The 25,050-nt window shown below is 60.9% G+C and carries 28 protein-coding genes; 17 read left to right on the top strand and 11 right to left on the bottom strand.

Annotated elements, in window-relative coordinates; genetic code table 11:
* The first annotated feature begins 91 nt into the window (after positions 1-91).
* From O9X62_RS08475 to O9X62_RS08465, 3 genes are all read left to right on the top strand, one after another.
* On the top strand, positions 92-895 hold the full coding sequence (locus O9X62_RS08475; RefSeq protein WP_269532375.1) for an SDR family oxidoreductase: 804 nt from the start codon (positions 92-94) through the stop codon (positions 893-895).
* On the top strand, positions 892-1,365 hold the full coding sequence (locus O9X62_RS08470; protein WP_269532374.1) for a GNAT family N-acetyltransferase: 474 nt from the start codon (positions 892-894) through the stop codon (positions 1,363-1,365). The genes O9X62_RS08475 and O9X62_RS08470 overlap by 4 nt, the downstream gene beginning before the upstream one ends.
* Positions 1,366-1,430: 65 nt before the next feature.
* Positions 1,431-2,348, top strand: coding sequence for a hypothetical protein (locus tag O9X62_RS08465; RefSeq protein ID WP_269532373.1), 918 nt, complete (start codon positions 1,431-1,433; stop codon positions 2,346-2,348).
* 1 nt (position 2,349) lies between these two features.
* Here O9X62_RS08465 and O9X62_RS08460 read toward each other — a convergent pair whose 3' ends face one another.
* Positions 2,350-3,693 carry a hypothetical protein gene (locus O9X62_RS08460; RefSeq protein WP_269532372.1) on the bottom strand — a complete coding sequence of 448 codons (1,344 nt, stop codon included), beginning with the start codon at positions 3,691-3,693 and terminating at the stop codon, positions 2,350-2,352.
* A gap of 97 nt (positions 3,694-3,790) precedes the next feature.
* On the opposite strand from O9X62_RS08460, the gene O9X62_RS08455 reads away from it, so the two are divergent.
* Together O9X62_RS08455 and hisN are read left to right on the top strand one after the other, a co-directional pair.
* A complete protein-coding gene (locus tag O9X62_RS08455) occupies positions 3,791-4,198 on the top strand; it encodes a hypothetical protein (RefSeq protein ID WP_269532371.1) in 408 nt (135 codons plus the stop codon).
* Between the two features lie 77 nt (positions 4,199-4,275).
* Positions 4,276-5,043, top strand: coding sequence for a histidinol-phosphatase (gene hisN, locus O9X62_RS08450; protein ID WP_269532370.1), 768 nt, complete (start codon positions 4,276-4,278; stop codon positions 5,041-5,043).
* Positions 5,044-5,100: 57 nt separating this feature from the next.
* Here hisN and O9X62_RS08445 read toward each other — a convergent pair whose 3' ends face one another.
* From O9X62_RS08445 to queF, 4 genes are all read right to left on the bottom strand, one after another.
* Entirely contained in the window at positions 5,101-5,856 is a 756-nt protein-coding gene (locus O9X62_RS08445; protein ID WP_269532369.1) for an ABC transporter substrate-binding protein, read from the bottom strand.
* 98 nt (positions 5,857-5,954) lie between these two features.
* Complete coding sequence (gene hrpA, locus O9X62_RS08440; protein WP_269532368.1) at positions 5,955-10,166, bottom strand: ATP-dependent RNA helicase HrpA; 4,212 nt, start codon at positions 10,164-10,166, stop codon at positions 5,955-5,957.
* 69 nt (positions 10,167-10,235) lie between these two features.
* Positions 10,236-11,066 (bottom strand): HDOD domain-containing protein, encoded by an 831-nt coding sequence (locus tag O9X62_RS08435; RefSeq protein WP_269532367.1) that lies wholly within the window; start codon positions 11,064-11,066, stop codon positions 10,236-10,238.
* Between the two features lie 71 nt (positions 11,067-11,137).
* Positions 11,138-11,959 carry an NADPH-dependent 7-cyano-7-deazaguanine reductase QueF gene (queF, locus tag O9X62_RS08430; RefSeq protein ID WP_269532365.1) on the bottom strand — a complete coding sequence of 274 codons (822 nt, stop codon included), beginning with the start codon at positions 11,957-11,959 and terminating at the stop codon, positions 11,138-11,140.
* 177 nt (positions 11,960-12,136) lie between these two features.
* On the opposite strand from queF, the gene O9X62_RS08425 reads away from it, so the two are divergent.
* From O9X62_RS08425 to O9X62_RS08400, 6 genes are all read left to right on the top strand, one after another.
* Positions 12,137-12,637 (top strand): hypothetical protein, encoded by a 501-nt coding sequence (locus tag O9X62_RS08425; RefSeq protein WP_269532364.1) that lies wholly within the window; start codon positions 12,137-12,139, stop codon positions 12,635-12,637.
* Positions 12,630-12,992, top strand: a complete 363-nt coding sequence (locus O9X62_RS08420) for a cupin domain-containing protein (protein WP_269532363.1) — start codon at positions 12,630-12,632, stop codon at positions 12,990-12,992. The genes O9X62_RS08425 and O9X62_RS08420 overlap by 8 nt, the downstream gene beginning before the upstream one ends.
* Before the next feature lie 95 nt (positions 12,993-13,087).
* Positions 13,088-13,759: an isoprenoid biosynthesis glyoxalase ElbB gene (elbB, locus tag O9X62_RS08415; RefSeq protein WP_269532362.1), complete on the top strand. Its 672-nt coding sequence runs from the start codon at positions 13,088-13,090 to the stop codon at positions 13,757-13,759.
* Between the two features lie 211 nt (positions 13,760-13,970).
* Positions 13,971-14,987, top strand: a complete 1,017-nt coding sequence (aroF, locus tag O9X62_RS08410; protein WP_269532361.1) for a 3-deoxy-7-phosphoheptulonate synthase — start codon at positions 13,971-13,973, stop codon at positions 14,985-14,987.
* Position 14,988: 1 nt separating this feature from the next.
* Positions 14,989-15,345 carry a hypothetical protein gene (locus O9X62_RS08405; protein WP_269532360.1) on the top strand — a complete coding sequence of 119 codons (357 nt, stop codon included), beginning with the start codon at positions 14,989-14,991 and terminating at the stop codon, positions 15,343-15,345.
* Between the two features lie 12 nt (positions 15,346-15,357).
* Positions 15,358-16,239, top strand: a complete 882-nt coding sequence (locus O9X62_RS08400) for a prephenate dehydrogenase/arogenate dehydrogenase family protein (RefSeq protein WP_269532359.1) — start codon at positions 15,358-15,360, stop codon at positions 16,237-16,239.
* A gap of 6 nt (positions 16,240-16,245) precedes the next feature.
* Here O9X62_RS08400 and O9X62_RS08395 read toward each other — a convergent pair whose 3' ends face one another.
* The 5 genes from O9X62_RS08395 to O9X62_RS08375 all read right to left on the bottom strand — a co-directional run bounded on the left by O9X62_RS08395 (position 16,246) and on the right by O9X62_RS08375 (position 20,245).
* Complete coding sequence (locus O9X62_RS08395) at positions 16,246-17,268, bottom strand: cytochrome d ubiquinol oxidase subunit II (protein ID WP_308446449.1); 1,023 nt, start codon at positions 17,266-17,268, stop codon at positions 16,246-16,248.
* Positions 17,265-18,632, bottom strand: coding sequence for a cytochrome ubiquinol oxidase subunit I (locus O9X62_RS08390; RefSeq protein ID WP_269532358.1), 1,368 nt, complete (start codon positions 18,630-18,632; stop codon positions 17,265-17,267). The genes O9X62_RS08395 and O9X62_RS08390 overlap by 4 nt, the downstream gene beginning before the upstream one ends.
* Complete coding sequence (locus O9X62_RS08385; protein ID WP_269532357.1) at positions 18,629-19,240, bottom strand: GbsR/MarR family transcriptional regulator; 612 nt, start codon at positions 19,238-19,240, stop codon at positions 18,629-18,631. Before O9X62_RS08385 ends, O9X62_RS08390 begins: the two co-directional genes overlap by 4 nt.
* A gap of 160 nt (positions 19,241-19,400) precedes the next feature.
* The gene (locus O9X62_RS08380) at positions 19,401-19,769 is read right to left on the bottom strand and encodes a VOC family protein (protein ID WP_269532356.1); all 369 of its coding nucleotides are present in this window, start codon (positions 19,767-19,769) and stop codon (positions 19,401-19,403) included.
* 38 nt (positions 19,770-19,807) lie between these two features.
* A complete protein-coding gene (locus O9X62_RS08375; RefSeq protein WP_269532355.1) occupies positions 19,808-20,245 on the bottom strand; it encodes a helix-turn-helix domain-containing protein in 438 nt (145 codons plus the stop codon).
* 82 nt (positions 20,246-20,327) lie between these two features.
* Here O9X62_RS08375 and O9X62_RS08370 point away from each other — a divergent pair, with 82 nt between their 5' ends.
* Entirely contained in the window at positions 20,328-20,819 is a 492-nt protein-coding gene (locus O9X62_RS08370; RefSeq protein ID WP_269532354.1) for a DUF2938 domain-containing protein, read from the top strand.
* Positions 20,820-20,857: 38 nt separating this feature from the next.
* The gene (locus O9X62_RS08365; RefSeq protein ID WP_269532353.1) at positions 20,858-21,082 is read left to right on the top strand and encodes a DUF2798 domain-containing protein; all 225 of its coding nucleotides are present in this window, start codon (positions 20,858-20,860) and stop codon (positions 21,080-21,082) included.
* Between the two features lie 33 nt (positions 21,083-21,115).
* Here O9X62_RS08365 and O9X62_RS08360 read toward each other — a convergent pair whose 3' ends face one another.
* Entirely contained in the window at positions 21,116-21,370 is a 255-nt protein-coding gene (locus O9X62_RS08360) for a helix-turn-helix domain-containing protein (RefSeq protein ID WP_269532352.1), read from the bottom strand.
* 106 nt (positions 21,371-21,476) lie between these two features.
* Here O9X62_RS08360 and O9X62_RS08355 point away from each other — a divergent pair, with 106 nt between their 5' ends.
* The 4 genes from O9X62_RS08355 to O9X62_RS08340 all read left to right on the top strand — a co-directional run bounded on the left by O9X62_RS08355 (position 21,477) and on the right by O9X62_RS08340 (position 24,841).
* Positions 21,477-21,608 (top strand): hypothetical protein, encoded by a 132-nt coding sequence (locus tag O9X62_RS08355; RefSeq protein WP_269532351.1) that lies wholly within the window; start codon positions 21,477-21,479, stop codon positions 21,606-21,608.
* 62 nt (positions 21,609-21,670) lie between these two features.
* Positions 21,671-22,069: an MAPEG family protein gene (locus O9X62_RS08350; protein WP_269532350.1), complete on the top strand. Its 399-nt coding sequence runs from the start codon at positions 21,671-21,673 to the stop codon at positions 22,067-22,069.
* A gap of 161 nt (positions 22,070-22,230) precedes the next feature.
* Positions 22,231-23,901: a DUF262 domain-containing protein gene (locus O9X62_RS08345; protein ID WP_269532349.1), complete on the top strand. Its 1,671-nt coding sequence runs from the start codon at positions 22,231-22,233 to the stop codon at positions 23,899-23,901.
* 10 nt (positions 23,902-23,911) lie between these two features.
* Positions 23,912-24,841, top strand: a complete 930-nt coding sequence (locus tag O9X62_RS08340; RefSeq protein WP_269532348.1) for a protein kinase — start codon at positions 23,912-23,914, stop codon at positions 24,839-24,841.
* Positions 24,842-25,050 lie beyond the last annotated feature (209 nt).

The following is a 25,050-nucleotide window of genomic DNA, read 5'->3' as shown; positions in this document are numbered from 1 at the left end:
GCGCGAACAGGCGCATACGAGAGTGTCACCTTGCGGTATTTGCCAGTAATCTCAAAACCCCGTATGCATGCCGCCAACCCTTGATATGCCCATGACTGCTGAGCCCCATCAACGTTCTTCCCTGGTCTGGATTACCGGCGCTTCCAGCGGCATTGGCGCTGCACTGGCCTGTGCCTTGGCCGAGCGCGGGGCACGACTGGTGCTGTCGGCGCGGCGGGTAAAGGAACTGGAGGCCGTGCGGCAGCGCTGCGCAAATCCCGAGCGCCATCTCGTCTTGCCTTTCGACGCTGCGGATATCGATGCCTTGCCTGCACTCTGCCGTCGTGTGATCAACGAGGTGGGGCTGCCGGATATGCTGGTCCTCAACGCGGGCATCGGTCAGCGTAGCTGGGCGCGCGATACGGCGGTGGCGGTGGACCAGGCGCTGATGCAGATCAACTTTCTCAGCCCGGTTGCCCTGACCAAGACCCTGCTTGACGACATGGTGACGCGCGGGTCGGGTCATATCGTGGTCATCAGCAGCGTGCAGGGCAAGGTTGGGGTGCCGCGCCGCACTGGTTATGCGGCCAGCAAGCACGCCCTGCATGGCTATTTCGATTCCTTGCGTGCCGAGTTGTGGCCATCGCCCGTGCGTGTCAGCCTGGTGTGTCCCGGCTATATCGATACCGGGCTGCCCGCCGCTGCGCTGACCGGCGATGGCAGCGTCCAAGGCAAGGCCGATGCGGGCCGCCGCAAGGTCACCTCTCCCGAGGTCTGTGCGCGGCAGATCCTCCGCGGGCTGGATGCGGGCAAGGATGAGTTCAATGTGGGTGGCCTGGAAACCCTGGTGGTGCCGCTTGCACGCTGGTGGCCCTGGCTGTACCGGCGCCTGGTGGCGCGGGCCAGCATCCCGTGAGCCTGTCGGATTGGACACTGCGTGCCGCCCAGGCCGCCGATGCCGATGCGTTGGCTGCGCTCTATCTGAACGCCCGCCGTACTTTCCTGCCCTATGCCCCACTCGCCCATGACGATGAAGCGGTGCGCCAGTGGCTGGCAGCGCATCGCTTGCCGGCCGGCGGGGTGATTGTCGCCGAGCGGGCGGGGGCGGTGCGCGGCTTTGTGGCCTGTGTGCAGCAGGATGGGCAGTGGTGGATCGACCACTTATACCTGCACCCTGACGAGGTGGGGCAGGGGCTGGGCAGCGCCTTGTTGCAGCACGCCCTGGTGCTGATCAATGCGCCGGTACGCCTGTTCACCTTTCAGGCCAACGGCCCGGCTCGCCGCTTTTATGAGCGTCATGGCTTTGTGGCGATCGCCTTTTCGGATGGGTCCGGGAATGAGGAACGCTGCCCTGATGTGTTGTATGCCTATCACCCGTCACCCTGATCGCATGCCCGGGGAAAGCCTGCCGCACCGTATAGTCTGATCTGGCCCGGATTCTGGAAGTCACCATGCTGCGTTTGTTCTTGATCTGCCTCTTTGTACTTGCTGGGCTTGCCCACGCAGGAGAGCCCGCCGTCGTGCTGCAGACTTGGCATGATGCGGCGCGGCAGCGTGATATCCCCGTCAAGTTAAGAGTGCCGGACGGTGCAGGACCGTTCCCGGTCATCGTCTATTCCCACGGGCTGGGTGGCTCGCGAGAAGGTGGTAGCGCCTGGGGTGAACATTGGGCCAGGCAGGGCCTGCTGGTGATACATCTGCAACATCCCGGCAGCGATGAGTTGGTCTGGCGACAGGCCGAGGGCAATCGATTCCGGGCGCTCAAATCGGCAGCCAGTGCGGCGCAGCTCAAGGCACGGGTGGAAGATGTCCACTTTGCGCTGGATGAGCTGGCCAGGCGCAAGGCGACGGGCGCCCTGGCCAAGGCGAGCCTCGATCAGATCGGCATGGCGGGGCATAGCTTCGGTGCCGTCACTACGCAGGCTGTGGCTGGGCAGCACTATCCGCTGATCGGCACGCGCTGGCGTGAGCCCCGCATCAAGGCCTTTCTGGCATTCAGCCCCAGTGCACGTCGTGAGGGTGGGGCATTTGATCAGTTCGATCGCCCCTTCTTCTCGATGACCGGTACGGAAGATGGTGATCCATTGGGCAGCGGCATGAGCGCTGCAGATCGCGAAAAGCCTTATGCCGCGATGCCGGCTGGCGGCAAATATCTGCTGGTCCTTGCGGGTCGTACCCATGACTTCTTCGGCGGCGACCGTCTGCTGGTGGGCGATAGCATCGAGTCCCGTCAGCAAGCGCTGCTCCGTGAGGCCAGCGCCCAGTTCTGGCGTGCCCACCTGCGCTATGACCCTAATGCGGCAGAGTGGCTGCGCGGTAACTTGCCTGCACAGGCCAAGGCGGCCGACGCGCGCTACGCGAGCAAGTAGTTCAGCGCGCTGCCAGCGTGGGGATGGCTTGTCGCAGCATCTCCCGGATTTGTGCAGCAATGGCAGTGGTTTTATCGGGCTCATAAGCCGCAATCGCGGGTGTATGGATATGCCCAAGCGGCAGCTGGATGCCCAGCGCATCACGCAGGCGCGCCGAGCGGTACGCGATCTCGTTGCTGAGATAACCGCCACCCCCGCCCTCGACCGCCGTTTTACCCTTTAGTGTCGCCAGCCCGCCCGCAGCAAAGCGGGTGTCCGGGACAACGCGAACCCAGCGGTTGTCGTGGATGGCATAAGGGCCTTGCGCACGCTGCATGGCCGCGACCGGCAGCGAGAACTCCACGAATTCTGGTCCGCTGATCGGCTTGCCGTTGAGGAGCGGCGGCTTGGGGGAGAGCCGACTGGCACCGGGCAGTGCGTTGAGGTTATCCACCACATCGGCTGAGCGGCGCCGACCGGGATAACGCTCCAGATCAAAATCTTTGCGACCCATGCTGATGGTGGCGAGCAGATCGATCTGCGGCTTGGCTTGCCCGGCTACCACACCGCCTTGGGCATGCAAGCGGGCAGCCTCCAGCCAGTTCTCGGGTACGGCTTGCGGCCCGGCCAGCCAGGGCATCAGGAAGGTTTCCACCATGCCTGCGTCGAAGTCGGCATAGCGCACCGGAAAAATGGCCGCTTCAATGCGCGCGCGCTGGCCGTCGATGTCGATTTCCTCACCGTCCAGCAGCAGTGCCGTAACACCACTCGGGTTGCTCTGATTGAGGCGGCGGTCCAGCAGGAAAGGATCAAAGCCGGTAATCAGGATGCGGCGCATGGCAGAACGTGCTGGATAGCTGATCTCGTCCATGCCGCGGCTGGCTTGCTCGAAGGCGGCAATGATCGCCTCGCGGTCTGCCGCAAAGACGGGAAACGCCGGTTTCTGTTCGCGCAGGGTTTGCGCCATCGCCAGTCGCGCCCAGTAAAGCGGCCGGTCATCGGCATCTTGCTGCGCCCGCAGCCGTCTTTTGGCGTCGGCCCAGAGTTGCTGGCCGTGTTCACGTACCTGTTCCATGGCCTCGCGCGCGTCACGTGCGGCTGTCCAGCTTTGGGCCAGCGCGTTGATCCGGGTATCGAACGCACCGACGACCGCGGGCATGGCATCACGGGCACGCGCAAGACGCGCTTCCTCTGGCGTGGCGGCATGGGCGGAGATCATGGCAGGCATGGCCACCAGCATGGCCAGAAGCGGGGCGAGCGAAAGACGGGACAAGGCGTACTCCCTGTGGATGAGCAACACGATATGGGCATGGTCGCGCACTTCGCCGTTCGGCGGCAAACCCCAGCCGCCGGCGACGCATCTCATATTGGCGAATATTGGCGACAGACGGTTATTGCCTGCACGGTGGCAGCGGCGTAAAACAATCACAAAATAATAAAAATCTAATATAAGGAGCAGCATCATGGTTGCCCTCAAGCGTGACATCGCAGTGCTGGCGGTAATGGCATGTATGCCACTGGTGGCACAAGCGGAATCCGGCATGGAGCCGTTTGGTGCGCGTGAAATCGATCTGCGGCCCGCCAATATGGCGCCTGCGCCGGTTTCGGTCTTCACCGTGGGCCAACCCGAGAGCCGCTGGCCACAGCTGCGTCTGACACTGACCCCGGAAAAGCGGACCAGCATGCAGTTGGCCAAGTGGCGACCCGAGATCCGCATGTCGAGCATGGAAGCGGCCAAGGCCATACGCGGTTTGGGCCTGCCGGTACGTAGCTGCGAAACCGTGTTGCGGCCCGGCTCGAAGCTGGGTGGAGAAATTGCCGGTGGCGGTGTGCGTGTCATGGTCAGTGCCCGTTTCAACTGCGGTTACTGAACCCGGCTTCACCATCATCTGGCCCTATCGCGGCTCCGGTATCATGGCGACTCCCCGTTGCTGACCCTGTGATTCCTGTGCCCGCTCAATTTCTCCCCCTTGCCCACCGCCTTGCCGACGCAGCCCGCGCGGCCATTCTTCCCCATTACCGCAGTGGCGTTGTCATCGACGACAAAGCCGATGCCAGCCCGGTAACGCTGGCCGATCGTGGCGCGGAACAGGCCATGCGTGCGCTGATCGAAGCCGCTTGTCCTGAGCACGGCATCATCGGCGAAGAGTTCGGCCGCGTGCGTGACGATGCGGAGTGGGTATGGGTGCTCGACCCGGTGGATGGCACCAAAAGCTTCATCGTAGGCCGACCCACTTTCTGCACGCTGATCGGCCTGCTGCACCACGGCAAACCCGTGCTCGGCATCATCGATCAACCCGTGCTGGGTGAACGCTGGGTAGGCGTACAGGGGCAGCCGACCACGCTCAATGGCGCATCCGTGCGCACATCCGGCCTCGCTGAACTGGCGCAGGCCCGCCTGGGTTCGACCGGGCCGCAATACCTGCCCGGCGAGGCCGGCGTGCGCTTCAATGCGCTGCAATCACAATGCCGTTTTACCGTATGGGGTGGCGATGCCTACGCCTATGCGCTGCTGGCCAGCGGTGGCTACGATCTGGTCGTGGAATCCGGCCTCAAGCTGCACGACTTTGCTGCGCTGGTGCCGGTGGTGCAGGGCGCGGGTGGTTTGATGACGGATTGGCAGGGCGGCGAGCTGGACAAGGATTCGGATGGCAGCGTGCTGGTGGCCGCCAATCCTGTCTTGCATGCACTGGCCAAGCCACTGCTGGGCGGCTGATCCTCGACACGTCACCCAACTCGCGATGGTGATACGCGTACTAGCCTCATCCATCTTTCAGCGTTTGCGGGTTGAGTCGACTTCCTCATGGCGCGCCAGGATGGCGCTGACCTCACCTTTCTGCACCAGGGTCGCAAACGCGGCCTCAAGGCGGGCTTTGTGGGGATGCCAAGCTGAGCGTCGAGACAGCGAGATATGACGCTCAGTATCCAGAACTAGGCTGAAAGGTGCGGCGCGAACCTTGCCGACCAGCGCCAGCTTGTCGATGACGCGTGTCCCCACATTCACCCCTGCCGGCACCATGTCCACATGCCCGGCAGCCAGTTTTCGGAAGTTGGTTTCCATGTCCGGACCGTAGTCGCGGTTGGCTTCGGGAATCAGCGTCAGGACGCGGGAATAGAATACCCCCCTGACCAAGCCTGCCCGGAACTGGCTGACATCCTCGGCCTGCTGTAGTGAACGGGTCTCGTTATGACGCACATAGAATTGTGTGCGGGTGGGGCTGGCATAGCTGGGTTGCAGGAAATCGAGGTAAGCATCCCGCTGCGGATCTCTGGCATAGCCCATTGCCACATCAACATCGCCCACTTCAAGCATGCGCAGACAGCGCGCGCTCGGGCATTCAACCAGCTTCAGTCTTACGCCGATCTGGCGCGTCAGCGCCGACATGATTTCCAGATGTGCGCCTTTATAGCCGCTGGGCGTCTGCTCCATATAGGGCGGCAGAGGCCTGGCAGCAAAGCTGAGCGTCGCGGGTAGCCCCGCTGTATCAGCAAGGGTTTGGCAACATAGCAGGGCAAGCAGCCAGCGCATCGCCTCTCTCCCGTAAGCCAATCACCCACTCAGTGTAGCCAGTAGGTGAGAAGCAGCAGCGGAGGCTGACGGACGCGCGTTGTGCCGAGCACAAGGCATCATTGCTTGATCAAGTCCGCCCAGATCTTGTCGAGCCGTTTGACCGATACCGGAAACGGGGTGCGCAGCTCCTGGGCAAACAGGCTCACGCGCAGCTCCTCCAGCATCCATCTGAATGGTGCCAGGGGTGTCGGATCGCGGCCCAGCTTGCGCCACTTTTCCTGCTCGGCTTCCCAGCGTGCCCACAGTGCGGCCACTTCCTCGCCGCGTTGCGCATCGCGCGCCTGATTGGCGTTGTACTTTTCCAGCCGCAACTTGAAGCCCTTGAGATAGCGTGACAGATGCGGCAGCTGCTCCCAGGGTGTGGTAGCCATGAAGCCCTTGTGCACCAGTTTGCTCAGCTGCTGCTTGAGTTCGCTTTGCAGGCGTACCGGCTTGGTGAGCAGCACCGTGAGTTGTTGCTGCTCGGTGGCGACTTCCTGCAGCACGCGCCAGGCGGCGTCGCGGACCGCAGGCAGGCGGGCCTTGGCCTTTTGCTTGAGCGCGTCGAACTCCTTCTTGCTGCGTGGCAGTTCGTCGTCGCCGATGAAGGCGCGGTTGCAAATGCAGGCGACCAGGTCATCCATCAGGCTGTCCGAGTCCGCAATGTGGCGCAGCAGCAGGGCGGTCTGGGTGAAGTTGGGGAAGCACTTGGGTAGCTGCTTGACCTGTTCCTTCAGTTCGAACTGCATCAGCCTCACTACGCCGCGGCGGTGTTCGGCCTCGGCCATGGTTTCCACATCGAACAGGCGGATCGCGCACGCGCCTTCATGCGGTACCAGTGCGGGGTAGCCCGTGAGCCTGGCACCGCCACGATCAAACGTGAGCTTGGCGGGCAGGTCGCCGAAGTCCCAGCTGGTTATGCCTTCCTTTTCAATGGCGGGGCCAGCAGCACGCGTGGGTGCCGATGCGGGCGTTGATGCCGCGCTGGCGGTGTTCTGGCCCTTGGCGGCTTTGCCTTGTGGGCCCGCCTTTGGCGAAGCAGCAGGCTGGCTGGCGGCCACTTCACGGAAGGTCATCTGCGCGGCTTCGCCGAGCTTGGCGCGCAGGGCTACCAGATCGCGGTCACTGGCCAGCTCCTGGCCGGCGTCGTCGACCACGCGGATATTCATGCGCAGGTGGGCTGGCAGCTCGGCCCCTTCGAATTCGCTCACTTCCACAGGCTGGCCGATGCCACGGCCCACGGCCTGCGCTAGTTGCGGCAGCAGCGGCGCTTTGCGATCGGCCTTGTCGAGCGTCACCATCAATTTGGTGACGAACTCGGGCACCGGCACGCACAGGCGACGGATGGACTTGGGCAGCGCCTTGACCAGCAGGGTGATCTTTTCGCGCTGCAAACCCGGCACCAGCCATTCAAACGCGGCGCCGTTGACCTTGTTGAGCAGGTGCAGCGGCAGTTGCACGGTGACACCATCGAGCGCGTGGCCGGGTTCAAACCGGTAGGCAAGCGGCAAGGCAATGCCGTCGAGCACCAGCTCGGGCGGGAATTGCTGCTCGGTGATCGATTCGCCCGTATGGCGCATCAGGTCGTCGCGGCTCAGGAACAGCAGCTGCGGGTTGGCCTTTTCGGCGTCCTTGCGCCAGGCATCGAAGCCTTGGCCGTTCATGATGTCGGCGGGGACTTTGGCGTCGTAGAAGTCGAACAGCACGTCTTCATCCACCAGCACATCCTGCCGGCGAGCCTTGTGTTCGAGTTCTTCGATCTCGCTGATCAGTTTTTCATTGTGCTGCCAGAACGCCGCGCGCGTATTGAAGCGGCGGCCAGCCAGACCCTCGCGCAGCATGATTTCACGCGCACGTACCGGGTCAACCGGGCCGAAGTGGATGCGGCGGCGGGCCACCACGGGCAGGCCGTACAGGGTGACGCGCTCGCTGGCCACGACCTGCGCCGGGCCTTCATCCCAATGCGGTTCAAAGTAATCGCGGTTGACTAGATGCGGTGCCAGTTGCTCCAGCCATTCGGGCTGGATGGCGGCCACGCAACGGGCGTAGAGCTTGGTGGTTTCGACGAGTTCGGAGGCCACGATCCACTTGGGCCGGGCCTTTTTGAGGCCTGAGCCGGGGAAGATGCTGAACTTGATGCCGCGCGCGCCGAGGTATTCGTCGTCTTCGGGTTGCTTGAAACCTATGCTGCCCAAGAGACCGGCGCAGAGCGCTTTGTGGATGGCTTCGTAGCGGGCGGCTTCGGCGGCGAGGCGTTCTTTTTCGGCTTTTTTGGGGAGGACCGGCACACTGCTAACGGGTGTTTTGTCCTGTGTGCGGGAAAGCGTGGTGGGGCGTGCATCGCTCTTGGATGCGCCATCACCCCCAGCCCCTCTCCCGCGAGCGGGATGTTCGGCGGCAGCTTTATCAGAGACCCAGCCCATATCCACCACAATGTCGCGCAGCTGCGCTTGCAGCTCGCGCCATTCGCGCAGGCGCAGGTAGCTCAGGAAGTGGTCGTGGCAGCTTTGCACCAGCAGGCGGTTGCTTTGCTTGTTGCGCAGCGCCTCGTCGAAAAAGTGCCAGATATTGAGCAACGAGTAGAAGTCGGACTTCTCGTCCACAAAGCGGGCCTGGGCGCGGTCGGCGGCATCGCGGGCTTCAAAGGGGCGTTCGCGTGGGTCCTGGATACTGAGGGCCGAAGCGATGACCAGCAGTTCATCGAGGCAGCCTTCGTCGCGGCCGGCCAGCAGCATGCGACCGATTTTCGGGTCAATCGGCAGGCGCGCCAGCTCGGTGCCCATACGTGTCAGTTGGCCTTGGTCATCCACTGCACCCAGCTCGTGCAGCAGCGCGTAGCCGTCGGCAATCAGGCGGCCCGATGGCGCTTCAAGGAAAGGAAAGTCTTCCACCTTGCCGAGCCGCAGCGCCTGCATACGCAGAATCACGGCGGCGAGCGAGGAGCGCAGGATCTCCGGGTCGGTAAATGGCTGGCGCGCGTTGAAGTCGGCTTCCGAATAGAGGCGCACACACACACCGGCCGATACCCGACCGCAACGACCCGCGCGCTGGCGGGCGCTGGCCTGGCTGATCTTTTCGATCTGCAGTTGCTCGACCTTGGCGCGCGGCGAGTAGCGGTTCATGCGTGCCAGACCCGAATCGATGACGAAGCGGATGCCCGGCACGGTGAGCGAGGTTTCGGCGACGTTGGTCGATAGCACGATGCGGCGACCACTGCTGGGGCGGAACACCTTCTGCTGGTCTTCCACGCTCAGGCGCGCAAACAGCGGCACGATCTCGGCGCCCATGATCTTGGCGCGGCGCAGTTCCTCGGCGGTTTCGCGGATTTCGCGCTCGCCGGGCAGGAATACAAGTACATCGCCCGCGCCGTCGTGTCGCCACAGCTCTTGTACCGCCTCGACGACGGCTTCTTCCATCTCGATTTCGGCATCGTCCTCGGCAAAGGACTGGCGCGCATGGCGGCTGCTGTCGTCGGCGGGTTTGCTGGCGCTGGATTTGGCCTTGCCCTGCGCGCGCAGCTCGCGATAGCGAACTTCCACCGGGTAGGTTCGTCCGCTTACTTCGATAACGGGTGCACCACCGAAATGCTGGCTGAAACGGTCGGCATCAATCGTCGCCGAGGTGACGATGACTTTCAGATCGGGCCGCTTGGGCAGCAGCTGGCGCAGGAAACCCAGTAGGAAGTCGATGTTCAGCGAGCGCTCGTGGGCTTCGTCCACGATGATGGTGTCGTACTGGCTGAGGAAGCGGTCGGTCTGCGTTTCGGCCAGCAGGATGCCATCGGTCATGAGCTTGATCAGGCTCAGTTCGGACGACTTATCGGTAAAGCGGACCTTGTAACCCACTGTGTCGCCGAGTTCGGTCTTGAGTTCCTGCGCAATGCGGCTGGCCACCGAGCGCGCGGCCAAGCGGCGCGGCTGGGTGTGGCCGATCAGGCCGGCCACGCCACGGCCGAGTTCCAGACACAGCTTGGGCAGCTGGGTGGTTTTGCCCGAGCCGGTCTCACCGCAAACGATCACCACCTGGTTTGCGGCAATCGCTTTGAGCAGATCATCACGGCGCTGGTTGACGGGCAGGGCGTCGTCGTACTCGGGTTTTACCAGTTTGGCGAGCCGGCGCGCATAGCGCGTTTGCGAGGCGTTGATGGCATCGGCGAGCTCGCTCGCGAGCTTGTCGGCAGGCTGCTTCTGCTTGAGCCGCTCGCGCAGGGTGCGCCACTTCTGCCGCAAGGGGTGGTGATCGCGGATCAGGCAGGTGGCAAGGGCGGCATCAAATTCGGCGGGCAGCATCAGTTCAGCAAGGCAAGGGCAGACAAGGGCGCGATTCTACCTGCTTGCTATGCTGACCGGCCGCTGCCGTCAGGCGTTGGAGGCCAGCGCAATCTCGACGGCGGTGGGCAGGTCCACCTCGCCTAGCTCCAGCGTGGCAAGTACGGTCTCTGCAATCAGCGGCCAATGGTGATCGCTGCCCTCGATCAGATGGCACTGCAGCAGGTATTCGGCCAGCCGCGCCAGGGCGATCAAATGGGCGGCCTCTTCCGGAATCAGGTTGCGGTCGCCCAGATCGGCAAAATCGTGATGGTGGAGAATGGCCAGATTCAGCACATCAGGCAGGTACCAGCTGCGGGCGAGCAAATAACCCACCACCACATGGGATGCACCGCGACTCTTGCTCTCGATCTCGACAAAATGACCCGGGTCATTCATGGCCCGCGCCAGCGTGTTGATATAGCTCGGGAAACGCTGCGTCAGCACCGGAATCCCGCTGTCTCGAAACAGGCAGAACAGATAGGCCTGATCGGGGCGCACCTGTTTCCAGTGCTTGGCCAGCGCCGCCGCCACCGCAGCGATACGCGTGGCCTCATCCCAGAAGCGCCCGAGGATGGGCGGCAGGGGGACCAGCTTCTTGAGCGCCACGCCCGTGACCACCGAGTCGAGGTTGGCCGCACCCAGGACCATGACCGCATCTCTCAGGCTATCGAGTTGGCGTGCCGAAAACGCTGGTGAATTGGCAGTCTTGAGCACCGCCGCCGTGAGGCTGAGATCCCGCCCGATCAGCGCAGCCAGCACATCGGCGTCGGCCTCGCGGCTTTGGGCCGCACGCAACTCGGCCAGCACACCGGGAATCGGGGGGAGGGTCAGGCTTTTAAGCAGTTTGGCAGCGTCGTCGTCACTGAGTTGGATGGCCATGGCGCAGACTCGCAATCAGGAAAATCGGGACAGGCCCGCGATTTGCAGTGTAGCTGCCGGCGCGCAAATTCCTACTGTCTTGCCGTGCGTAGATTGGCGGGTGCGGCTTGGGTGTGGCTGGTGCGGAAGGGGTTGATATCCAGACCACCACGGCGCGTATAGCGGGCATACACGCTCAGTGCTTGCGGCCTGCATTGGCGCGAGATGTCCATGAAGATGCGCTCCACGCATTGCTCATGAAACTCGTTGTGTTGCCGGAACGAGATCAGGTAACGCAGCAAGCCTTCACGGTGGATCGGGGCGCCACGGTAACGGATCTGCACGCTGGCCCAGTCGGGCTGGCCGGTGACCAGACAGTTCGACTTGAGCAGATTGGAGAACAGCGTTTCTTCAATGGCCGGTTCATCCAGTGTGCTCAGCAAGGCCGGGGCGGGCTGGTAGCGATCGACCTCGATATCCATGGTGTCGAGGCAGAAGCCATCGGGTTCGGCAAAGCGCTCGCTGGCAAAGGCGTCGGGCAGGACCAGGCGCACAGCCACATGCCCACCCGCTGCCGCACTCAGATCCTGCTGGATACGCTGGCGCACCGTGGCCGCATCGTCCAGCCGTGTCTGGTTGTAGGAGTTCAGATACAGCTTGAGACTTTTGGACTCGATGATATTGGGCGTGTCGGCCGGCACCATGAAGCTGGCCAGCGCAACCTGCGGCTTGCCACGCGCGTTGAGCCACGACAATTCATAGGCATTCCAGAAGTCGGTGCCGAAAAAGGGCAGTTGTGCCGGTACGCCGATCTCGTCGCGCTTCACGATACGGGGAATCGGGAACAGGAGGCCGGGATCGTATTGCTCGATATAGGCGCTGGTTTTGCCAAGAGGGGAAAGCTCGGGCTGCATGGCGGCTCCGCCGGAATGGGATTGGTGCACATTTTACCTGAGCACCGGACCGCGCTCCGTTCAGGCGGGCAGGACACTGCAGATATAAAACGGCGCCGCACAGCGCTGGCTTAGAATATCCGGCTACTCCCGACGCGAAGCCCCATCGCCTGACTGCGCAGGCTGAAATCCCCGAATATGGCGCCCCAGACTCTGACCAGTACCCCTCAACCCCAACGCTTTCCCGACCTGCCCGATGTACTGGGCGCGCTGGAAAGTGGGCGACTGGCGGCGCATGCATTCGATCATCGCGCCCATGTTTTCTCGGCTTGGGCGGCGATGTACCAGTTCGGGACGAAGGTTGGTGCGGAGCGCTTCCGTTACGCGCTCAAGGCGTATGTGAGGCACCTGGGCGCGGAAGACAAATTCCATGTCACCATCACCGAAGCACTGCTGCGGCTGATTGCCGAACAGATGCCCGAAGCACAGACCGATGCCGACCGCTGGCAGCGTGCCTGGCGCCGCTTTGAGTTGCGTGCGGCGCCGCTGCTGGAAAGCAGCAAGTCTGCGCTGGCACCTTATTATTCGGCGGCGCTTCTGGCCTTGCCGGCGGCGCGTACCTGTTTTATTGAACCCGATCTGGCACCGCTGCCGCCTTGGCCGGTGCAGTCCAACCCCCTGGAGATTTGCCATGCCTGACATCATTACCTTTGCCAGTCAGACCACGGCCCCCGAATACGACCACCCGCGCGAAGAGCGCCGCCTGCAAGGCAATCCCCTGCGCACGACCTGGAACCATTACACCAACGATAGCGGTGAAGTGTTTGCCGGTGTGTGGGCCTGCGACGTGGGTAGCTGGCGGATTGCGTTTGGCGATAAGGAAGACGAGTTCTTTTTTGTGACCGAAGGCCGCTGCCGCATCATCGACGAGGCCGGTAAGGTCGCCGAGGCCGGTCCGGGTGAATCGTTGGTCATTCCTGCGGGCTTCAAGGGCGTGTTCGAAGTGCTGGAACCGATGAAAAAACACTACGTGATCATCGAACGCAAGGCTTGATGACCAAGGCGTTACACAAGCGGCGATCAGATTCGCTATGCTGTCGGCATTGGCCCGCATAGGCCGCCTTCAAATCAGCACAGGGAGTGGAGCAGATGAAACGCGTTGCAGTCGTCCTCTCGGGTAGCGGTTACCTCGATGGCAGCGAAATCACCGAAGCGGTTTCCACGCTGATTGCCCTGAGCCAGCAAGGCATTGCTTACGATTGCTACGCGCCGGATCGCGCCCAGCGCCATGTGGTCAACCACCTTAGTGGCGAGGGTACGGAAGAGACCCGCAACATCCTGATCGAAGCGGCCCGCATAGCCCGTGGCAAGGTGTCGCCACTGGAAGCACTGATGCCGATTGCCTACGCCGGCATCGTGTTTCCCGGCGGTTTTGGCGCAGCCAAGAACCTGTGTACCTTTGCCGACGACGGTGAAAACGCGCGTCTGCACGATGATGTGAAGGCAGCCATCATGCCCTTCGTGCTCGCCAAAAAGCCGGTCGTCGCCATTTGTGCTGCACCGCTGGTGCTGGCACTGGCCGCCAAGGAAGCCGGGTACAGCAAGGCCCGGATCACCGTGGGTTACGGCGGCAATCCGCTATCGGATGCGATCGAAGCCTGGGGGCAGATGCATGTGTCGGTCGAAGTGGACCAGGCTTGCCTCGATCCCGAACACGCCTTCATCTCGGCGCCGGCCTATATGTACGACGAAGCCACGCCAGCAGAAATCCTCGCTTCGGTGCAGGCGGCGATGGGTGCACTCAAGGATGTTTTGGGTTAAGCTCAACCGCAAATCTGTTCAAAGACGACCATGACCAAGCTGCTCCGTTCGCTGTTTTCGTTTTATTACTACCCGCCATCCACCTAGCGGGCAGCCCGGTTTCGTCTAGCAGAAACCAAGATTCCAAAAAGGCGGGCCCAACAGGGCCCGCCTTTTTGTTTGTCCGCATTCCTGAACAATCCGCCAGAAATCCACGTAAAGGACACACACCATGATCATCGTCATGTCCCCGCAAGCCAGTAACGACGACCTCCAGCGCGTGGTCGACCGTATCCGCGCTGCCGGCCTCAATGAACACATCTCGCGCGGCACCGAGCGTACCGTCGTGGGTGCCATCGGCGACGAGCGCTCGCTGTCCGAGCAGACCTTCGAGCAGTTGCCCGGTGTGGAGCGTGCGCTGCACATCGTCAAACCGTACAAGCTGGTCGCCCGCGAAGGCCACCCGGCTGGCACGGTTGTGGATATCCGCGGCATCAAGCTCGGCGGCAAGCAGATCCAGGTGATTGCCGGCCCGTGCTCAGTGGAAACCCAGCCACAGATGGATGCTTCGGCCGCTGCCGTGGCCGCTGCCGGTTGCCGCCTGATGCGTGGCGGCGCGTTCAAGCCGCGTACCAGTCCGTACAGTTTCCAGGGCCTGGGTGTGCAGGGGCTGGAAATGTTCCAGCAGGCCGCACGCGAGTACAAACTGCCCATCGTGACCGAGCTGATGGATGTGCGCATGCTCGATACTTTCCTCGAGCACGATGTCGATGTGATCCAGATCGGCGCGCGCAATATGCAGAACTTCGACCTGCTCAAGGAAGTGGGCCGGGTCAACAAGCCCGTCATCCTCAAACGCGGCCTCTCGGCCACGATCAGCGAGCTGTTGATGGCCGCCGAGTACATTGCGGCGGGCGGCAACCACAACATCATTCTGTGCGAGCGCGGCATCCGTACTTTTGAAACCGCCTACCGTAATGTGCTGGATGTGACGGCGATCCCGGTCTTGCAGCGTGAAACCCACTTGCCGGTGGTGGTCGATCCCAGCCATGCTGGCGGCAAGGCCTGGATGGTGCCAGCGCTGGCACGTGCCGCGATTGCTGCCGGTGCCGATGGCTTGCTGATAGAAGCCCACCCCAACCCGTGCGAAGCCTGGTGCGATGCCGACCAGGCACTCACACCGGCTGAATTGACCGAACTGATGGCCTCCTTGCGGCTGATTGCGCAAGCCGTTGGCCGGGAGCTGTGACATGAAATTGCTGCTGGCCTTGGCCTGCACCACCTGCCTGATGGACAATGCCGCCGCAGCCGACACCCACACGGTGACGCTGGCTGCGGGCAAGGGGCATGAAGCCTGCATGGACCTCAAATCGGGTGATCGGCTCGAATACGGTTTCAGCGCCAGCAACAAGCTGGCTTTCAACCTGCATTTCCACGACGGCGATCGCGTCGAGATGCCGGTGCCCGAATCGTTGCAGGACAAGGTGCCGGCTGGCAGCCACGTTGCCGCCATCACCCAGCATTACTGCCTGATGTGGACTAACCCGCATCAGTCGGCCAGTCAGCTGGCTTACCGCTACCAGGTCGTACCGGCAGCACAACCCTGATCCGATCGCTCCATGACTAACACGCCACGCATCCACAAACTCGTCATCATCGGTGTCGGCCTGATCGGCGGCTCGTTCGCGCTCGATCTGAAGCGGGCAGGGCGGGTGGATCACGTCGTCGGTGTGGGCCGATCCTTGGGCAACCTGGAGCGCGCTCTGCAACTGGGGGTGGTGGATAGCATCAGCCAGGACGCCGCGAACGCTGTGGCCGACGCTGATCTGGTACTGATCGCGACACCGGTCGGCCAGATGGCTGGCGTACTCAGCGCGATTGCACCGCATCTGCCTGCCAGCGCCATCGTGACCGATGCCGGCAGCACCAAGCGCGATGTCGCGGCGCTGTTCCGTACGTATCTGCCAGAGAGCCTGGGCCGTTGCGTGCCCGCGCATCCCATTGCCGGCTCGGATTTATCGGGCGCTGCGGCGGCACGTTATGGTTTGTATGAAGGCCGCAAGGTCGTGATCTGCCCGCTACCCGAAACCGCACCCGCTAAAACCGCCACCGTGGAAAGCCTGTGGCAGCAGTGTGGTGCGCACACGCTGCAGCTGGCGACGCAAGAGCACGATGCCGTGTTCGCCGCCGTGAGCCATCTGCCGCACTTGCTGGCCTTTGCCTATATGAACAGCGTGCTGGATCGACCGGATGCGGCAACCTGTCTGGCGCTCGCGGCCACCGGATTCCGTGACTTCACCCGCATTGCCGGTAGCCACCCCGAAATGTGGCGCGATATTGCACTGGCGAATCGCGATGGCTTGCTGGCTGATCTGCAAGCTTTCCGCACGGAGCTCAATGCCCTGATCAGCCAATTGCAAGACGCCGACAGCGCAGCACTGGGCGAGCGCTTTGCCCGCGCCAGTGCGGCCCGTGCCGCTTGGGGTAAGCCACGTGGCTAAGCTGGTCTAGCCGTAATGCAGCGCCTGCGCCTTGCCGCGGAACACCCAGTAGGCGAACGCGGTGTAGCCGATGATGCAGGGCAAGACCACGCAGGCGCCCACAAAAATCACCATCAACGATTCTGGCGCGGCGGCGGCTTGCCAGGCCGTGGTGCGTTCGGGCACCACATAGGGAAACAGGCTGTAGGCCAGGCCGTGGAAGGCGAGGGTGAAGATGCCGACTGTTGCAGCAAACGGTACCCAGTGCCAGCCCTTGGCCGGGAAGCGCCTCAGCAACAGCACGATCACGCCAAACAACGCCGCGCTCATCAGCGGAATCGGGGCCAGCAGCAGGATATTGGGGAAGCTGAACCACTTGGCGGCGATGCGTTCGCTGACCAAGGGCGTGGCGAGCGAAATGGCCAGCACGCCCAGCGCCGTCAGCGCGACCGCCCCTTGTGCCCAGCGCCGCGCACGTTGCTGTAATTCGCCTTCGGTCTTGATCAGCAGCCAGCCGGCGCCGAGTAGCGCGTAGCCTGCGGTCAGCCCCAGTGCGGTGGCGGCGGCGAACACGTAATCAAGCGGGACGCTGCCGAATCCGGTCACAAAACGCCCCAGCATCCAGCCCTGGCTCAGGGCGGCAATCAGCGAGCCGGCGTAAAACGTGCGGTCCCACCAAGGCTTGAACTGCGCCCGTGCCTTGACGCGGAAATCGAAGGCTACGCCGCGCAGTATCAAGCCGATCAGCATCAACGCCACCGGCAGGTACAGCGCACCCAGTATCACGCCATGCGCCACCGGAAATGCCACCAGCAGCAGGCCCACGCCCAGTACCAGCCAGGTTTCGTTGGCATCCCAGAACGGGCCGATGGCCGCAATCATGGTATCGCGCTCGGCCTCGCTGCCGGCCCGACGCAGCAGGATGCCCACGCCGAGGTCGTAACCATCGAGTACCACATAAGCCAGCATCGCCAGCGCCATCAGGAACAGGAAGACCAGCGGCAGCCAGCCAGCCGGTGTGCTCAGATCGGGAATGACCGGGTTCATCATGCGCTCCTCGGGATCAGGGCGGGTTCGGTGGTGTCGGGCTCGCCAATGCCGGCTTCGCCTGCATACGCCGCCTTGCGGGCCAGGAAAAACACCACCGAGATATACGCCGCCATCAGCACGGCGTAGAGGATGAGATACAGCGAGAGCGTCAGCGCAATATGCGCCGGGGCCACGCTGGAGGCCGCATCGGCAGCGGTGAGGATGCCGTGGACCAGCCAAGGCTGGCGGCCGATTTCGGTGGTGTACCAACCGGCCAGCACGCCAACCCAGCCGGCAAAGGTCATCGCCACCAAACCACGCAGATGCCAGACCGGCAATCGGCCGCGATGCCACAGCAGCCAGCAACCCAGCCAGCTCGCCGCCAGCATCAACAGGCCCACGCCCACCATGGCGCGAAACGCGAAGAACACGGGGGCGACGGGCGGATGCTTGTCACCAAAGGCCTTGATGCCCTTGAGTTCGCCGTTGATATCGTGCGTCAGGTAAAACGAGGCGAGCTTGGGGATGGCGATCTCATAGTGATTACGCTGCTGCTTGGCATCGGGCAGGCCGAACAGCACGGCCGGCGCGCCTTGCTGGGTTTCCCAGATGCCTTCCATCGCCGCGATCTTGGCCGGCTGGTGTTCCAGCGTGTTGAGACCATGCAGGTCGCCAGCGAGGATCTGCAGCGGAATCAGGATGGCTGCCACGATCACGCCGGTTTTCAGGCCGGTCTGCGCGGCTTGCGAGCCATCGCCACGCAGCCCGCGGTAGGCCGAGATGCCGGCAATCAGGAAGGCCCCCGTCAGCCCCGAGGCCAACAGCATATGCACGACGCGATACGGCATGGACGGGTTGAAGACAATCGCGAACCAGTCCACCGCATGCACCACGCCATCGCGTATTTCATGGCCGGCCGGCGTGTGCATCCACGAGTTCAGCACCAATATCCAGAATGCCGACAGCGACGTGCCCACGGCCACCAGCAGTGTCGCCAGCAAATGCACGCGCTCGCCGACGCGCTGCGCGCCAAACAGCATGATGCCGAGGAAGGTCGCCTCCATGAAGAATGCCGTCAGCACCTCATAGGCCAGCAGCGGCCCGGCCACATTGCCGACTTTTTCCATGAAGCCCGGCCAGTTGGTGCCGAACTGGAAACTCATGGTGATGCCGCTGACCACGCCCAGCGCAAAGGTCACCGCAAAAATCTTCACCCAGAACTGATACAGCTCGCGCCAGTGCGGCGCGCCGGTAGCGCGTTCGCGCAGCTTGAAGAACACCAGGAACCAGCACAGCGCAATGCTGATGGTGGGGAACAGGATGTGGAAGCTGATATTGGCGGCAAACTGGATGCGCGCCAGCAGGAAACCATCGAGCTCGTTCATGTTTGCGGCCCTCCGTGCGGGTTGCCGGCTTCGCCCTCAGGCCCGGTTTCTTCCTCGCGGCCGCCGAACAGCGTGCCCATGCGGTCCTTCATGGCCAGCAGCTTCTGCACCGTGGCGCCCAGCTTCATCAGCCTTTGCAGGTTCTCGACTTCGAGCTTTTGCAGATCATCAAACCAGTCCGAACACAGCGAGATCAGCTCGTACATTTCGCGCATGCGGCCCTGTGCATGCTCTTCGTGCGGGTTGGCCGGGGTTTCCAGCAGCGCCTCGCGCAGCATGGTCAGCGTGGGTTCGACTTCGCGCTTGCGGCGCTCTTCGGCCAGCGTGCGGAAAATGCGCCACACATCCTCGGGCGCCGAAAAATACTCGCGCCGGTCGCCGGGTTGGTGCGATAGCCGCACCAGCCGCCAGCTCTCCAGCTCCTTGAGACCGATGCTGACATTCGAGCGCGAGAACCCGAGCGCCTGGGCGATTTCATCGGCATTGATCGGCCTGGGCGAGGCATACAGAAGGGCATAAATCTGCCCCACTGTCCGGTTGATGCCCCAGCGGCTGCCCATCTCGCCGAAGTGGAGCACAAAGCGTTGTACCAGCGGAGTCAGATCCATATCAAGCTCGCTAAAGTTTTTGAATTTTCACTAATTTGTGAAAATTCTGCACGAAGACTTGATCAAGATCAAATAGTGATGCGTTGTGCAGGATCAGCGGGCGCAATGCATGGCGCACCTGATGCTGCTGCAAGCCATTGATTTTATTTTGATTTAAGGATTACAGGGCTTGGCCTATCCGGATCAGATTGCCATCCGGATCAATCACCGCAAACTCGCGCATGCGCCAAGGCTTGGTTTCCAGTGTGTCCATGCGCGGAATCCCCCAACGTGGCAGCGCCGCCTGCGCAAAGGCTTGATACACCGGTTCCACATCGAGCACGCGGATGTAACAGCCGGCCCAGGAGTCCTCGGGCCTGAGGTCCGGGTGCGCAAAGAAGTGCAGCTCCACCGGCCCGCGCGTGAGGATGGCGTAGCTATCGCCTTCGCCCATGATCTCGCCGTCAAACCCCAGCCTGGCATAGAAATCCAGCGTGGCCGGCAGCGAACGGCTCGGCAGGATGGGGATGGACATGTCTTGTGTCTGCATGGCGGGCTTCCTCGGTAATCGGGATGTTGGGCGCAGGACTAGGCTTTGGGTCGGGGACGTTTGCGCGCAGTGTGCATGCTGCGCTCGCTGAGTGCACCCGATGCGGCACCGGCCAGCAGGCGGCGGAAAGTAGGACACTCCAGATGACTGGGTGCCGGACATTCTGCCGCGTGCTGCAGGCCATCGCGCATGGCGCTGAGCTTGAGGATCATCGCATCCAGCTCTCGGGCTTTGGCGGCCAGCAACTGCCGGTCGATTTGCGGCTGGCCATCGGCGCCGAACATCTGGGCAATTTCGTCCAGCGTAAAGCCGGCCACGCGTCCGAGCGCAATCAAGGCCAGGCGCTCCAGCACGCTGGCGTCGAACACGCGCCGCAGGCCTTGCCGCCCGTTCGAGCGTATCAGCCCCTTCTCCTCATAGTAACGCAGGGCCGAGGCCGGCATGCCCGAGCGTTTGGCGACTTCGGCAATATCCACCACGGCACCCCTTGACCTCAAGTTGACTTGAATTAGTACTGTGCAGTCTCTGCCACTTCAAGGCAAGTAAAAGGAGGCTGTCATGCATGACTTGATTCGCATCGTGATGATCGGTGCCGGTGCGACGCTGTTGATCGATATCTGGGCCATTGCCCGCCAGCGTTGGCTAGGCGTGCCGCCACCCAATTACGGGCTGGTCGGGCGCTGGCTGGCGCATATGCCCAAGGGCCGTTTCCGCCATGAAGCCATCGCCAAGGCGGCACCAGTGGCGGGCGAAAAGTACCTCGGTTGGCTGGCTCACTACCTGATCGGTATGGCGTTTGCCGCCATCGTGCCGCTGCTATGGGGCAGGGCGTGGCTCGATACCCCGACGCTGTTCCCGGCGCTGCTGGTGGGTGTGGCCACGGTGGCTGCGCCGTTCCTGCTCATGCAGCCGGGCATGGGCGCCGGCATTGCTGCCCGCCGCACGTCCAAACCTGCCGCCGCGCGCTGGCAGAGCCTGATCACCCACACCGTGTTCGGCGCCGGCCTCTATGCCGTGGCGTCGCTGATCCAGCTAGTACCAGCGCAATGATTGTCGTTACCAACCCCTTACCCAACCGGAGCATCCTCATGCGTATTCCTGCCCGTTTTGCCCCCATCCTTTTCAGCGCCCTGCTGTCGGCGATCATGGTGGCCATCATGGTCGCGTTCGTGCTGATCAGCACGCAGGGCTTTCAGCCTGATTTTCTGACACGCTGGGCCAAGAGCTGCATCACGACCTGGCCGGTTGCCTTTGCCGCCGTAACCCTGATTGCACCTTGGGTACGCGGCGTAGTGGCGAGGTTGACGGCTTGATGGCTGCGCCGGCCTGCTTGCATTGGGCGGATGTCAGCACGCGGCCCTTGGCCACAACTCGCCTTCGGGACAAGCCGGTGTGATGCCCGTCCAGCGCTGGAACGATCGGCGGAAATTGCGGGCATCGTGAAACCCGAAGTGCTCGGCCAGTTGCTCATGGCTATAGCCCCGGTAGTGCATGAGCCATACCGATACATGGGTGCGCACCTGGTCCAGCAAGGCCCGGAAATGGGTGCCATGCCGTGCGAGCTGGCGTTTGAGGGTGGCTGGGCTGGTGTGGAAGGCCAAGGCAAGCTGATCGAGCGTGGGGCTGAGCCGGATATGCGCCAGCTCGGCCGCTCTGGCATTGCCGCGTGGCTAGGGTGCGGCCAGCCAGGCGGAACAGATCGACGCGGTGGATGCACCCGATTCGCTCAAGAAAACCGTCGCCAACTGGGGCTTGGCCCTGCGCGAAAGCCGCCACGGGCGCGAGCATGCGCATCGTTACTTGCAGCAGGTGAACGATCTGTTGGGGTGGCATCACTGATCGCGCACCTTGCGCACAAGTCAGCAAGTGATCAAGACTGCGTCCTGACTCAGGAGACCACCATGCCGGATGCCAAGCCCATCATGCTGTACGCCGCCATCCTGGCGGTCGTGTTTGTCGCGCTGACCCTGCGCACCATCGTCCTGCGCACCCGCGTGCGCGTAGCGCTGGGCGACGGTGGCGATGCCCGTTTGCAACGTGCCATCCGTGCACACGCCAACTTTGTGGAATACACCCCGTTTGCGCTCCTGCTGCTGGTGCTGCTGACTTGGGGCGGCGCGGATAGCCGGCTATTACATACCCTAGGCACCATGCTGATCGCGGGCCGCATCATTCACGCCGTGGGCATCAGCCAGGTCAAGGAACCCTTGCCGCTTAGGCAAGTGGGGATGGTGTTGACGTTGAGTGTGTTGCTGGTTTCGGCGGGGGTGTTGATGTATCTGGTATGGGTTAAAGGGTAGCGAGATGCTGTGGAGTGCTCTGCATGAATCAAGACCTAGCCTCTCGATCCCTTCCTGTGTAGTTGTCATTGGTATGAGGTTCGGTATAGCCTGAGCAACCCGTATCCACCTGCAGCTGTGCTTTACTAATGAGGGCACAGATTAATAAACACGGAGAGCGCATGGGCTCAGCAATGTTTGATTCGAGTACATATGGCATTGGTGAATTGATTACACAGAGAAAACTTTTCTCTGTGCCAATACATCAACGCAACTATTCTTGGGCTGTTGAGCAGGTCGAACAGCTACTGGATGACATTGAGGCTGCGTTTGCCAATAAATCCAATGACTACTTCATAGGTCTCGTCGTTCTACGCGGGCCCCAAGGTGGGGTATGGGAGGTCCTAGATGGCCAGCAGCGCCTGACTACAGTAACGATGATTTATTCGGCAATTCGATTTTGGCTGAAGGAGCGCGGGTTTGATGGTGATGCTACTCAGATAGAAACGGAATACCTTGGGGTAAGACAGTTGGGGGGGGATTTTTCCACACGTATACATTTGAACTCTATTAATCATGAGATTTTTGAGAAACATATAATCGCAATTTGTCCTACAGCGGATTTAATAAGAGAGCGAGATAAATTGGGAAGGAAGACGTCAAACTTTCTTCTGCTTGATGCGGCTATTAATTGCAGGCAATGGGTTGATAAATTCTCCAGTAATGTGGCAAATACGCGGGAGGGAAGCGCGGAGGCCTTGTTTGGTCTTTCTCGATTCCTTGAAACGAGTGTTAAGGTTGTTAGCGTCGATGTGGCTACTGACGCGGATGCATATATCTTGTTTGAATCTCTAAATAACAGGGGTGCTGATTTATCAGCACTAGATTTGGTAAAAAATTACATTTTTAGCATAGCGGTTCCTAAGGATCATCCATACCTTGAAGCCCTATGGGGTAGGCTTACCAAGCTGATTGAGGATACCGATGCAGACGACTTTTTGAAGTTTTTTTGGACTGCGCGATTCGGCATTGTTCAGAAAAGCGACCTTTTCCGACGCATTCGACAGTCTTTCCAGGGGCAGCAAGCAGCAAATGCTTTGCTGGAAGAGCTGTTAGATGCAGCACGATTCGCAGCTGCGTTGGATGATCCCAAGCATGAGGTCTGGCTTGGCGTTGCTCCTCAAGTATTGGAATCCGTTGCTGCAATTAAAACAATCGGAAGCAAACAGGCGCGCCCACTCCTATATAGCGTGTTCAAAAAACTTTCAGAAGGTTCGCGGCCGGAGTTTCTTGCTGACCTAACGGTATGCCTTTTTCGGTTCCAAATGATTGGTCACGGCCGAACCGGTGTCTTAGAGAAAGTGCTTGGCCGGGCTTGCGTCCTTATATGGGGTCAACAGTCTGTTGACCGAGAACAGTGGCTTTCTGTGCTCAAGGAGCTAATGATCAGTGACGAGCAGTTTCAGTCGGACTTTGTCGAACATCGAGAGCAGAAGGTATCCCGAGCGCACTATGTCTTGGCTCAGATTGAGAAGGACCGTGGCTGTGATTCTGCTGTGCTAGATAATGCAAAATGCCTCTATCTACCACCTCTTCATAATGATGATCCGGAGGAAGATTTTAAGAAACTTGGCAGCTATTTCCTCTTGGAAGGTAGTCTAGGTGCCGAATACGCACGCTCCATACGACAGAAATCTCCTGACGAAATAGTTAGAATTAGCGAAGCGTACTTTGGGCGGTCAAAATTTACGACTACGCAGTCCGTCAAGGTTGATGGTTGGGGTCCTGATCTTATAACGGATAGAACACATGAATTGGCAAGGGAAGCCTGCCGTCGTTGGAAGATCGAATAGGACGTTAATTATGCAAGTCGACGATCTTATAACAATATCGCAAACTATTAAATCAGCTAATAGTGTTTATTATCGTGTAATTCAAGCCTTGGGCAATGGCGGGAATTCACTCGTCTTTTTGGTTGAGGCAACCTCTGGTGAGCACCGTGGTGTTTTGTTTGCCATGAAGGTGTTTACCAAGATCGGAGATGAGGCGCGGAAAAGTAGATTTTTGCAGGAAGTTGCGGTCTTGCAGCAATTTACCCATCCTGCAATTATGCGAGTATATGACACGGGGATTGTTGCTAAAGAACATGGTGGTCAAGCTGTTGCTTTTCCTTTCTTGATAGCTGATTACCTTCCGCAAACTTTACGTGATGTGATGCTTTCTGGTTCTTTTCCGATGGCATTCCGGTTGGCATTTTGTCTACAAATGCTTTCTGGTCTTTCTTACTTGGCTTCACGTAAGCCTCAGATCGTTCACCGTGATATTAAGCCTGAGAATATCTTCGTCAAAGGTAGGTCGTTTGTTCTTGGTGATTTTGGATTAATTAAATCTCTCAGTGATGATGGCGATAAAGAGGATCCGGGATTCTTGATTGATAGTGTTGGGCCGCGACTCCCAAGGTTTTATAGAACCCCGGACTTGGTTGACTACTGTCGAGGTAAAGAAACTATTTCAACGAAGTCTGATGTATTTCAGCTGGGCCTAGTATTTGCCGAAGTATTTACCGGCGTTGTTCCACTTAAAAAGTGCGAAAAAATTCTAGATCCTGTCGAACTAGAGCCATTAGGTGCTATCGCGGGCTCCCAAGAGGTATCGATTAGAGCTCAGATTGAGCGGATGTTGGAACCAGATGTTACCCGTCGGTATCCCGCTGCCGATCTTTTCGATTCATGGGAAGGAATATTCCGGGCAGTTGTGACTGCAGCACACGGTTTAGAGGGACGAGTTTTCTAATCCACAAGGAATGCTGCAAGAGTAGCTGGGGTCAGGTCTTGAATTTTGCATACCTAGCCATCCGCAGCTGCCGTAACTGCTATCCGTCCAACGTTGAACACCGCCACCGTGCGCTCACGCTAGCGGCGTAGCTGCGCGCCAGATCAGTGCTGACCAAGGCACCCGATGCGATGGCAATTACCCAGTACCGCATCTTTGATTGCAATGCG

Origin of the sequence: Chitinimonas sp. BJYL2, assembly GCF_027257935.1 — a bacterium.
Taxonomy (GTDB): Bacteria; Pseudomonadota; Gammaproteobacteria; order Burkholderiales; family Chitinimonadaceae; genus Chitinimonas.
Note: the sequence above shows the minus strand (reverse complement) of the source record. Positions and strands in the feature narration are given on the sequence as shown.

What these genes read in the sequence shown, in the direction of transcription:
- O9X62_RS08475 (WP_269532375.1), top strand. Translation starts at nt 92, where the DNA reads ATGACTGCTGAGCCCCATCAACGTTCTTCCCTGGTCTGGATTACCGGC.
- O9X62_RS08465 (WP_269532373.1), top strand. Translation starts at nt 1,431, where the DNA reads ATGCTGCGTTTGTTCTTGATCTGCCTCTTTGTACTTGCTGGGCTTGCC.
- O9X62_RS08460 (WP_269532372.1), bottom strand. Translation starts at nt 3,693, where the DNA reads ATGAGATGCGTCGCCGGCGGCTGGGGTTTGCCGCCGAACGGCGAAGTG.
- O9X62_RS08455 (WP_269532371.1), top strand. Translation starts at nt 3,791, where the DNA reads ATGGTTGCCCTCAAGCGTGACATCGCAGTGCTGGCGGTAATGGCATGT.
- O9X62_RS08445 (WP_269532369.1), bottom strand. Translation starts at nt 5,856, where the DNA reads ATGCGCTGGCTGCTTGCCCTGCTATGTTGCCAAACCCTTGCTGATACA.
- hrpA (WP_269532368.1), bottom strand. Translation starts at nt 10,166, where the DNA reads ATGCTGCCCGCCGAATTTGATGCCGCCCTTGCCACCTGCCTGATCCGC.
- O9X62_RS08435 (WP_269532367.1), bottom strand. Translation starts at nt 11,066, where the DNA reads ATGGCCATCCAACTCAGTGACGACGACGCTGCCAAACTGCTTAAAAGC.
- queF (WP_269532365.1), bottom strand. Translation starts at nt 11,959, where the DNA reads ATGCAGCCCGAGCTTTCCCCTCTTGGCAAAACCAGCGCCTATATCGAG.
- O9X62_RS08425 (WP_269532364.1), top strand. Translation starts at nt 12,137, where the DNA reads ATGGCGCCCCAGACTCTGACCAGTACCCCTCAACCCCAACGCTTTCCC.
- O9X62_RS08420 (WP_269532363.1), top strand. Translation starts at nt 12,630, where the DNA reads ATGCCTGACATCATTACCTTTGCCAGTCAGACCACGGCCCCCGAATAC.
- elbB (WP_269532362.1), top strand. Translation starts at nt 13,088, where the DNA reads ATGAAACGCGTTGCAGTCGTCCTCTCGGGTAGCGGTTACCTCGATGGC.
- aroF (WP_269532361.1), top strand. Translation starts at nt 13,971, where the DNA reads ATGATCATCGTCATGTCCCCGCAAGCCAGTAACGACGACCTCCAGCGC.
- O9X62_RS08405 (WP_269532360.1), top strand. Translation starts at nt 14,989, where the DNA reads ATGAAATTGCTGCTGGCCTTGGCCTGCACCACCTGCCTGATGGACAAT.
- O9X62_RS08400 (WP_269532359.1), top strand. Translation starts at nt 15,358, where the DNA reads ATGACTAACACGCCACGCATCCACAAACTCGTCATCATCGGTGTCGGC.
- O9X62_RS08395 (WP_308446449.1), bottom strand. Translation starts at nt 17,268, where the DNA reads ATGATGAACCCGGTCATTCCCGATCTGAGCACACCGGCTGGCTGGCTG.
- O9X62_RS08390 (WP_269532358.1), bottom strand. Translation starts at nt 18,632, where the DNA reads ATGAACGAGCTCGATGGTTTCCTGCTGGCGCGCATCCAGTTTGCCGCC.
- O9X62_RS08385 (WP_269532357.1), bottom strand. Translation starts at nt 19,240, where the DNA reads ATGGATCTGACTCCGCTGGTACAACGCTTTGTGCTCCACTTCGGCGAG.
- O9X62_RS08380 (WP_269532356.1), bottom strand. Translation starts at nt 19,769, where the DNA reads ATGCAGACACAAGACATGTCCATCCCCATCCTGCCGAGCCGTTCGCTG.
- O9X62_RS08370 (WP_269532354.1), top strand. Translation starts at nt 20,328, where the DNA reads ATGCATGACTTGATTCGCATCGTGATGATCGGTGCCGGTGCGACGCTG.
- O9X62_RS08365 (WP_269532353.1), top strand. Translation starts at nt 20,858, where the DNA reads ATGCGTATTCCTGCCCGTTTTGCCCCCATCCTTTTCAGCGCCCTGCTG.
- O9X62_RS08350 (WP_269532350.1), top strand. Translation starts at nt 21,671, where the DNA reads ATGCCGGATGCCAAGCCCATCATGCTGTACGCCGCCATCCTGGCGGTC.
- O9X62_RS08345 (WP_269532349.1), top strand. Translation starts at nt 22,231, where the DNA reads ATGGGCTCAGCAATGTTTGATTCGAGTACATATGGCATTGGTGAATTG.
- O9X62_RS08340 (WP_269532348.1), top strand. Translation starts at nt 23,912, where the DNA reads ATGCAAGTCGACGATCTTATAACAATATCGCAAACTATTAAATCAGCT.